Annotated in this window: 8 protein-coding genes; 4 read left to right on the top strand and 4 right to left on the bottom strand. The window is 44.0% G+C overall.

Going from position 1 to position 8,984, the window contains the following annotated elements:
- Positions 1 to 96: 96 nt before the first annotated feature.
- From sat to darT, 3 genes are all read right to left on the bottom strand, one after another.
- Positions 97 to 1,269, bottom strand: coding sequence for a sulfate adenylyltransferase (gene sat, locus ACLFWI_RS20970; RefSeq protein ID WP_446414528.1), 1,173 nt, complete (start codon positions 1,267 to 1,269; stop codon positions 97 to 99).
- Between the two features lie 428 nt (positions 1,270 to 1,697).
- Positions 1,698 to 2,747, bottom strand: coding sequence for a type II toxin-antitoxin system antitoxin DNA ADP-ribosyl glycohydrolase DarG (gene darG, locus ACLFWI_RS20965; RefSeq protein WP_446414527.1), 1,050 nt, complete (start codon positions 2,745 to 2,747; stop codon positions 1,698 to 1,700).
- Positions 2,748 to 2,794: 47 nt separating this feature from the next.
- Positions 2,795 to 3,421 (bottom strand): type II toxin-antitoxin system toxin DNA ADP-ribosyl transferase DarT, encoded by a 627-nt coding sequence (gene darT / locus ACLFWI_RS20960; protein ID WP_446414526.1) that lies wholly within the window; start codon positions 3,419 to 3,421, stop codon positions 2,795 to 2,797.
- Between darT and ACLFWI_RS20955 the strand changes: the two genes are divergently transcribed.
- Entirely contained in the window at positions 3,415 to 3,609 is a 195-nt protein-coding gene (locus ACLFWI_RS20955) for a hypothetical protein (RefSeq protein WP_446414525.1), read from the top strand. The genes darT and ACLFWI_RS20955 overlap by 7 nt on opposite strands.
- 104 nt (positions 3,610 to 3,713) lie before the next feature.
- Here the strand turns inward: ACLFWI_RS20955 and mnmA are convergent, their stop codons facing one another.
- Entirely contained in the window at positions 3,714 to 4,775 is a 1,062-nt protein-coding gene (mnmA, locus tag ACLFWI_RS20950) for a tRNA 2-thiouridine(34) synthase MnmA (protein ID WP_446414524.1), read from the bottom strand.
- Between the two features lie 499 nt (positions 4,776 to 5,274).
- Here mnmA and ACLFWI_RS20945 point away from each other — a divergent pair, with 499 nt between their 5' ends.
- The 3 genes from ACLFWI_RS20945 to ACLFWI_RS20935 all read left to right on the top strand — a co-directional run bounded on the left by ACLFWI_RS20945 (position 5,275) and on the right by ACLFWI_RS20935 (position 8,878).
- Positions 5,275 to 6,339: a diguanylate cyclase domain-containing protein gene (locus ACLFWI_RS20945; RefSeq protein ID WP_446414523.1), complete on the top strand. Its 1,065-nt coding sequence runs from the start codon at positions 5,275 to 5,277 to the stop codon at positions 6,337 to 6,339.
- 255 nt (positions 6,340 to 6,594) lie between these two features.
- Entirely contained in the window at positions 6,595 to 7,926 is a 1,332-nt protein-coding gene (locus ACLFWI_RS20940; RefSeq protein WP_446414522.1) for an ATP-binding protein, read from the top strand.
- A 268-nt stretch (positions 7,927 to 8,194) separates the two neighbouring features.
- Positions 8,195 to 8,878, top strand: a complete 684-nt coding sequence (locus ACLFWI_RS20935) for a carbonic anhydrase (protein WP_446414521.1) — start codon at positions 8,195 to 8,197, stop codon at positions 8,876 to 8,878.
- Positions 8,879 to 8,984: the final 106 nt, after the last annotated feature.

The following is an 8,984-nucleotide window of genomic DNA, read 5'->3' as shown; positions in this document are numbered from 1 at the left end:
ACCAAACCCCAAGAATTTAATTACCAAACCCCAAGAATTTAATTACCAAACCCCAGGAATTTAATTACCAATTACCAAACCCCTACTTGGAGGATGTCAATCTTCCACCTTCATCGCCTTCGCCAATTCCGCCGCGACTAAAGGTCGAGAAAACTGCGGCGGAGGTAACTCACCTTTACGCAACAGTTCCCTTACCTTAGTTCCCGATAAGTGAATGCGTTGATCTGGAGTGCTGGGACTTGTCTTGGCTGTTGCCATTGTTTCCGTCACTTCACAGTAAAAGGCGTGTTCAAATTTCAGGGGCATAATCCCCAACTCATCCGGCTCAAACTCCTCAAAAATATGTTGAGCATCGTAGGTGCCATAATAGTCACCCACACCCGCATGATCCCGCCCCACAATAAAATGAGTACAACCGTAATTCTTACGCACGATCGCGTGGAAAATCGCTTCCCTTGGACCGGCATAGCGCATAGCGGCTGGGTTAATCGCTAAAATCACCTGGTTTTTAGGGAAATAGTTATCCATCATAATTTCATAGCAACGCATCCGCACATCGGCGGGGATGTCATCGCTTTTGGTTGCACCCACTAAGGGATGCAGGAATAAACCATCAACAATTTCCAAGGCGCACTTAATGATATATTCATGCGCCCGGTGGATGGGATTACGAGTTTGGAAACCCACCACCGTTTTCCATCCCCGTTCTTTAAACAACGTCCGAGATTGATCCGGATCAATTTGATACTTAGGAAACAGGGGATGGGGATACCGTTGTAATAACCAAACAGGACCTGCCAGATTTACATCCCCTTGGTTATAAACCACCTTGACACCCGGATGCTTTTCCTCGTCCGTGCGGTAAACATTCACCGCTTCCCGCTTTTTGTCATAGCGATATTTTTGCGTGAGTTCTAAAACGCCGACAAAGCGCCCATCCTGGTCATCCAGACGCACTAAACTGCCTTCCTTTAACGGTTCAGCTACGTCCTCATCAACTGATAGGGTAACTGGGATAGACCAAGGTAAACCATTCGCCAGACGCATATTATCCACGACTGACTCATAATCCCCTTGCTCCATAAACCCGATCAAGGGGCTAAATCCACCGATCGCGATTAAGTCTAGATCAGATGCTGCCCAGGCATCAAGTTGCACCCTGGGTAGGGAATCCGCTTTCTCCAAAAATTCTGATCGCTGTTGTTCTGAGGCAATGCGATTGATGAGTTGACCCCCATGAGGGGCGATTCCATCCGAATGCTTACTCAATGTCTTTTCCTTTATGCGTCAACTGCATCTCCAAAATAATCTGCTTTATGGGTTCAGGGCAATTCTTCGTTATTTGTCATTCGTCCAGCTTACCCAGTTATGATGGCTGTTGAGAGGGTTCTTGGTCTAATGACACTGAAAAGCCTGCCTTTGGGGAGCGCCAAAACCTATGATATACCGTAGGGTGGGCATTGCCCACCAGAATACGAGGAGTGTGACATTCCGTTGAAGGCTGAAGCTTAGACGACGAACAACGCGATCGCACGATTTTCTGGTATACTTTTTACCATGGGAAAATGTGCCTGCCTATAACCTCCTCCTCGGTTCATTGAGAACTAACACTTCCGTGTCATCTGTGTGACTAACTTCTGAAATCCCCACCTTAATCTCTGCTCATAAATCTGTGAAATCAGTGTTCCACCCAGAAATTAACTCATACATTCGCGAATCTTCAACCAATTTTGGTCATGAAGACGTTGCCAAGCTTTGCGAAGATGTTCCGGTTGGAAGCGTTTGCGCTTCCGTTCACTCCATTGATACACCTGATCAATCATCACATCAACATCCGTAACGGCTTCAGGATTCTCTTGAGTAACCCAGTGAATCGTCGCTAGCATTTCTAATCCATAAGGCGTTTCAAAACCTTGAATTAAGTTACCCACTCGCTGGAGACAATCATTCGCCTCCGGGTCTTGTGCTAAAAAAGTATGGGCGGCTTCTCTCCCCCTAGGCAATACCTGAAGTTGAGCATTATTACTGCGATCGCCATAACCCCGAATAAAATGCCCTTCAATCCGTTGCAAAACATGATTCAGATTATCTGCGTAGGGACCATAGTGATGTTTAACATACCGCAGTTTCAAGGGTTCACCCGCTACTTGTAAGAAATAGGCAAGTTTCTGGATTTCCAGTTTCGTGAGTTGATAACCCGGAATGCCATAGAGTTCCAGTAAGCGGATCAATAAAGCCCGGGCGCGAGTCATTTTAGGTATCGATGTAGCTACTGGCATTGTATCGGCTATTGGTGCGCCTTGCGGCTCAAAGATAACCACCTGCACCTCTGGCAATTCAGCCAAGGCTGATTCAATCAGTGGCTTAACATTGTGCCAATCTAATCCGCCATTCCCACATCCAAGAGGCGGAATTGCAATAGAATGAATATTTAACCGTTTAATCTCAGCCACTAATGCTTTCAGCCCAGCTTTAATATCCTCTAGTTTTGATTGTCCTTTCCAATGACGTTTAGTGGGAAAATTAATAATATATCGGGGAAATAATTGATCGGTTGCTACAATAAACATTCGTCCCGGCTTTACTTGTTGGGCATTACAAGCCTTTTTGTAAGCACGGAAGTTTTCGGGAAATGCTTGTTTAAATTGCAAGGCAATTCCTTTACCCATGACACCGACACAGTTGACGGTGTTGACGAGGGCTTCCGTATTCTCTTCGAGTAGGTTGCCTTGCTTAAACTCAATCACGTTTCTGAATGGATGACTTGAATCGGAGTTATACGATTATTTTAACGTTAATAGTACCAATCACGGTAAACATTAACGGGAGGCTGATGGTTAAACTTTTGTAATCGTTGCCGTACCTGTACTTGGATTGTAGAATTGAATACGCCAATCTCTTCAATGAGCCTCCATGGACAGAATCGATGCACCAAAAACTCAGCTTGTCGTCTGCGTTTTCTGTCTCCATCGTCTGGCGTATCTGCCCAGTAGTTCTCTTTCATAATCTGCCAATCAATCCGATTTAAATAAGCCAGATCATCATAAAAGTCTGAGTACGCCATAATCCCATGACCATCGGAAAAGACAAATCCTGGTATGTTTGTCGCGACCGCCTCGACAGAGGAAACCAAATAGAGTACACTACGTTGTCCTTGAGTATAACCCGGTACATTCCCTCTGTGAATCGTGTAGAGCATCGGCGAACGGGGGGCAAAGTAAAATGGCACATAATCATGCAAAACGCCACCAGCGCCACAGGGAACCGTAGTAGTTGCGCGGCGATCTTGGATAGTTTGATAAGCAATATTGATGTAATTGATGCTATCTTGGCGCAGCCGATTATAAGCGAATAATCCAGCCCGTTCCAATATAGACGTTAAATTTTTGATGTCTGTAATATGATAAATAGGGATTGGCACTGGTGTTTTTAAGTCGAGTTTACGTCTACTCAATCAATTTTCCAGTCTTTCTGCTGCTGAATGCCCAATCCTCAGAAACCTTTAATACCAATCCTGCCCCGATGACGGTAAAGTGCGATCGCACAATTTTCTGGTATACTTTCGACCTACAAAAATGTGCCTGCCTATCGCCTAAAACCATTGATTGATAAACGATTCGGATACAGGAGGCGATATCTAAATCAGGGCACGACGATATCGCACCCCTACCCTATTAATTGTCCTGTACGGGTGCGCCATTACCGTGCCCTTTTCAGATATCGGGCTTGCGTTCAATAATTCCACCGCCTAACAGCATTTCCCCGTCATACAAGACGGCGGCTTGTCCGGGAGTAATGCTAAACTGCGGCTGATCAAAAACAAGTTTCATCCGATTCCCCTCTAGGGGAATAACCGTCACATCCACAGGGCGACTGCGATAACGAACTTGCACAGACGCCTGAATTGGAGTCGTTGGCGGATTAATCGATACCCAATTGACTCGCCCCACGGTACAATCAGGTTGAGTTGCACTGGCGCGATCGCCTACAATGACTCTATTCGCCCCTGCATCAATCGCCACAACGTATAGCGGTTCAGGTGCAGCAATGCCGAGTCCTTTGCGTTGTCCAATGGTGTAATGGTGAATTCCTTGATGCTGACCTAAAACCTTACCGTTGGTATCAACGATGTCTCCCGTGGTTTGGGAAATATACTGATCCAGAAACGTCCGCATTGAACCGTGAGATTCAACCAAACATAAGTCCTGACTTTCTGGCTTCTGTGCCGTCTTGAGTTGATAGTCAGCCGCTAACTGTCGCGTTTGCGTCTTCTGGAGTTCGCCTAAAGGAAATATCGAGGCGGCGAGTAAGTCTTGAGTTAAGTCATACAGGAAATAAGACTGGTCTTTATTCGAGTCTACCGCCCGCAGCAACTGATAGCGATCGCTCTTAGCATCATAGCGAATCCGCGCATAGTGACCTGTAGCAATTTTATCAATGCCTAACGTCTCCCGCGCATAAGCGAGCATCGGACCAAATTTAACTGTTTTGTTGCACTGAGAACAAGGCAAGGGCGTGATTCCCGATTCATACCCCGAAACCAGATAATCGACGATATTTGCCTGAAAAACCGCACGACTATCCACAATATGATGAGGAATGCCCAGTTGCTCACAAATAAACGCCGCATCGACCATTCCCTCAGAACAGCATTGACCCTTGCCTTTCATTAACCACAGGGTCAGACCAACGACTTCATAGCCTTGATGATGTAGGGTAGCGGCGGCAACTGAACTATCAACTCCACCGGATAGACCGACGACGACTTTATTCATGACATCAATGGATAATCCTTTTGAAACATCAATTGTTGATCTAGGCTAACATCCCCACCTGCTCAGTAGTCGGACTTTCATTCAAGTTGACGGTTGAGATTAGGCAACAGGCAACAGGCAACAGGCAACAGTAAGGGTTTGAGGCTTGTTAACATTTCTTCGTACAGCGGACAGAATTTATGTCCAGGTACTTATTTAGGGTTTGCTGCACAACCCTAAAACCATTAGCAAGTCATACCTGTAGTTCACTGCAATACAAATATTACCCTTCTACCATGGTTATCCTTGTTGCGTTGGATCTCGTACCTCAACCCAACCTACTTGCTACCCGTTTAGTCTTCTACTGATTACTTTTTAATAACCCAATCTTAACCTTGTTTTATTTGCTTAACTTAATGTAAATCTATTGAGCAAAACTGTATAATTTAAATCCGAACCTTTTACAAATCGGTGTTAAAATTTTATTTTTAACAGTTGCTAGAGAGAAGAGAGAACCCTTATGGATTCATCGATGTATTCTATACAACAGTCATCTACGCAACTTGAGACATCTTACCCAGAGATAAAGCAATTGAGTGTAAATGCGACGCTGCAAGAATTACCTCTCTATAATTTTCAATTTGAAGCGTCTCAACCTGGAGAGGAAGTGGCTCATATCTTCCAACAAAATCCTGTCTTGCCAGGAGTTATTTTAGTTGAACAGGGGAGATTTATGGGTATACTTTCGCGGCGACGGTTTCTGGAACAGATGAGCAGTCCCTATGGACTGGAACTCTTTTTGCGGCGACCACTCAAATCATTATATCGTTTTGCCCAGACCGAGGTGTTAATCTTAACCGGGGATACCCAAATTGTTACAGCAGCACGCCATTGTTTAGAACGTCCTTCAGCCTTACTCTATGAACCAATAGCTGTGAAGTTAACCACCCAAACCTACCGCCTATTGGACGCCTATCAATTATTGGTGGCGCAGTTGTATATTCACGAACTAGCCACCCGGTTACTCAAGCAGCTTTATCAGGAGTTAGAAGTTGCTAACCTGCAACTAGAGGAATTAGCCAAGTCTGATGGTTTAACGGGGGTTGCCAATCGGCGGCGATTTGATGACTATTTACAAACCTGCTGGAAACAACATTGTGTGGGAAACTCTTGGCTGTCGCTAATTATGTGTGATGTAGATTGTTTTAAATACTACAATGACACTTACGGTCATCAAGCGGGTGATGAGTGTTTACGACAAGTGGCGGCGGCTATCCAGCGTCAAGTTAAGCGTCCCGCAGATTTAGTGGCGCGTTATGGGGGTGAAGAATTTGTGGTCATTTTACCCCTGACTCCTCTCGATGGTGCAACTCAGGTGGCTCAAGCGATTGCAGAAGCGGTGCGGACTTTAAACATTCCCCACGCAACCTCTTTGGTGAGTCAGCGCGTTACCTTGAGTCTTGGCGTCGCCAGTACCATTCCTAGTCCACCCAGATCACCAACAACCTTGACCGCAGCCGCCGATGCTGCATTATATCAAGCTAAATCGACTGGACGCGATCGCGTGGTTGTTTATACCCGTTAGCATTAATTCTGATGGATAACTTCAACCGTCTCTCTTTTATATCAGGGATTCTCTACTTAAATTGGATTAATTGTTCGTGTTTACTTGGTTTTTATTAAAGTTTAATCGTTTCTTAAAGCGATATTAACATTTCAGGGCATCTTCATTTTCTAGAATATTTTGTACAAACCAACTATTAAATCATTTTACAAACCATAAGACAAATAGTTGATTGTGGGTTTATATACAAAATAGAGGTTTAATTGTTATAGCATTATGGTTTCTCTTCAAGACTACTACCCCGACTTATGCGTCTTGCCCCAAACCGAGACCGCTAATCTAACCTTGGATTCCACCATCCGAGAACTCAATCTCTATCAGTTTCAGGTGGAATCGGTTCAACCCGGTAGAGACGTAGCTCAATCGTTTCAATTAAATCCGCTATTACCTGGAGTTATTCTAACCCAACAGAGAAAACTTATCGGGATGATTTCCCGAAGGCAGTTTTTGGAACAAATGAGCAGTCCTTATGGGTTAGAACTGTTCTTAAAACGTCCGCTGCACTCGTTATACCGCTTCGTCAGTGCAGATATTTTAATCCTGAAAGGAGATACAAAAATAGTTGATGCGGCTCGTCGCTCACTTCAGCGTACACCAAAATTTGTTTACGAACCCATTATTGTAGAACTAGAGTCAGGAACCTACCGCTTGCTAGACGTGCATCAATTACTCGTGGCTCAGTCGCAAATTCAGGAACTCACCACCCAGCTTTTGCATGATCAAACTCAAGCTCAAATGATTCAAACCGAAAAAATGGCAAGTTTGGGGCAAATGGTGGCTGGGATTGCTCATGAAATTAAGAATCCAGTCGGGTGTATTACTGGTAATTTTGAATTTTTAGATGATTATTGTGGCAAGTTAATTGAACTCTTGACAGCCTACGCCGCAGAAGTTCCACAGCCATCAGAAGATTTAAGTCAACTCAAAGAAGATTATGAACTCGATTTTATTTTAGAGGATTTACCGAAAATCCTGAAAAGTATGCAATTAGGCTCAGAACGATTAACCAAAATTGTTGGTAGTCTGCAAAACTTCTCCCACATGGATGAGTCGAGACATCAGCCGGCACATATTCATGATTGCATTGAAAGTACATTAATTCTTTTAAATAATCGAATTAAAAAAGGAATTAAAATTATTAAAAATTATGGCGATTTACCATTGGTTAATTGTTCATCTGGTCAACTAAGCCAAGTTTTCATGAATCTGATTAGTAATGCTATTGATGCCTTGAATGAAAAAGCAGAAAAACCTGGGAATGAATCTGGCTCATGTCCGCCTCAGATTGAAATTAACACTCGCCTGGTGCAACAGGATAAAAGGGACTGGGTTTTGGTACAAATTAGTGATAATGGTTCAGGAATAGCACCCAATATTCAAGAGCGGATATTTGAGACATTCTTCACGACTAAGCCAGTCGGAAAAGGAACCGGGTTAGGGTTAGCGATTACTTATCAAATTGTCACTGAGAAACATAACGGACAATTGTTAATGCATTCGCAGTTAGGAAAAGGTACAACCTTTGAAATTTTATTGCCATTAGAGTAATCAATCTCTAGCAAGAAGACATACGTCATGTAGGGGCGACCCGCTTGCACAAATGAACAACGGTGTCCACTCAATTTGATCGGGTCGCCCTTTACTCAAGCCAGTTGGATAGATTCGCTCCATTGTATAAAGAGCGCGATCGCTTCCTCCATCTCCCCCATCTCCCCTATCTCCCTGTCAGCCTCAACGATCAAATTAAATGGGTGACAGCTTACGCTTATGTGGGATCATAGACAATGATGTCCCTTGTTTGCCCAAAGGTTGATCGATGAAACAGTTAATCCAGGGTCTACACGAGTTCCAGACCAATTACTTTACAGCCCACCGGGAGTTATTTGAGTTACTCTCTCAAGGACAACATCCGCGAGTTCTGTTTATTACTTGCTCCGATTCCCGGATTGATCCCAATCTGATCACCCAAACCAAGCCTGGGGAAATGTTTATCATCCGCAATGCGGGTAACATTATTCCCCCCTATGGTGCGACGAATGGTGGAGAAGGTGCAGCCGTTGAGTATGCTATTCATGCATTAGGTATTGAAGATATCATCGTTTGTGGTCATTCCCACTGCGGTGCGATGAAAGGATTGCTGAAACTCAGCAAGCTGGAAGAGGAAATGCCAATGGTTTACGAATGGCTCAAACATGCGGAAGCGACGCGGCGGATTATTAAGGAACATTACCAAAGCTATGAAGGTGAAGACCTGCTTAATGTTTCTATTCAAGAGAATGTTCTTAACCAATTGGAAAATCTACGCACTTATCCGGTAATTCAGTCTCGACTCAAAGCCGGAAAATTGCAACTCCATGCTTGGGTGTATGAAATTGAAACGGGAGAAGTTATGGAATATAACCCGGTTCAAGGTCAGTTCGTACCACCAAGAACCCAATTTGCTAGAGCCACTTGGATTACGCCAGAACAGCAAGAGCGTATTTTTAAAGGGTCTTATTAGTTTTCATTGGTCATTGGTCATTTGTCATTGGTCATTTGTCATTGGTCATTTGTCATTTGTCATTGGTCATTGGTCATTTGTCATTGGTCATTTGTCATTTGTCATT

This window comes from Coleofasciculus sp. (assembly GCF_046539235.1).
Classification (GTDB): domain Bacteria; phylum Cyanobacteriota; class Cyanobacteriia; order Cyanobacteriales; family Coleofasciculaceae; genus Coleofasciculus.
The sequence above is the reverse complement of the archived record's forward strand: the minus strand, read 5'-3'. Positions and strand labels throughout refer to the sequence as shown.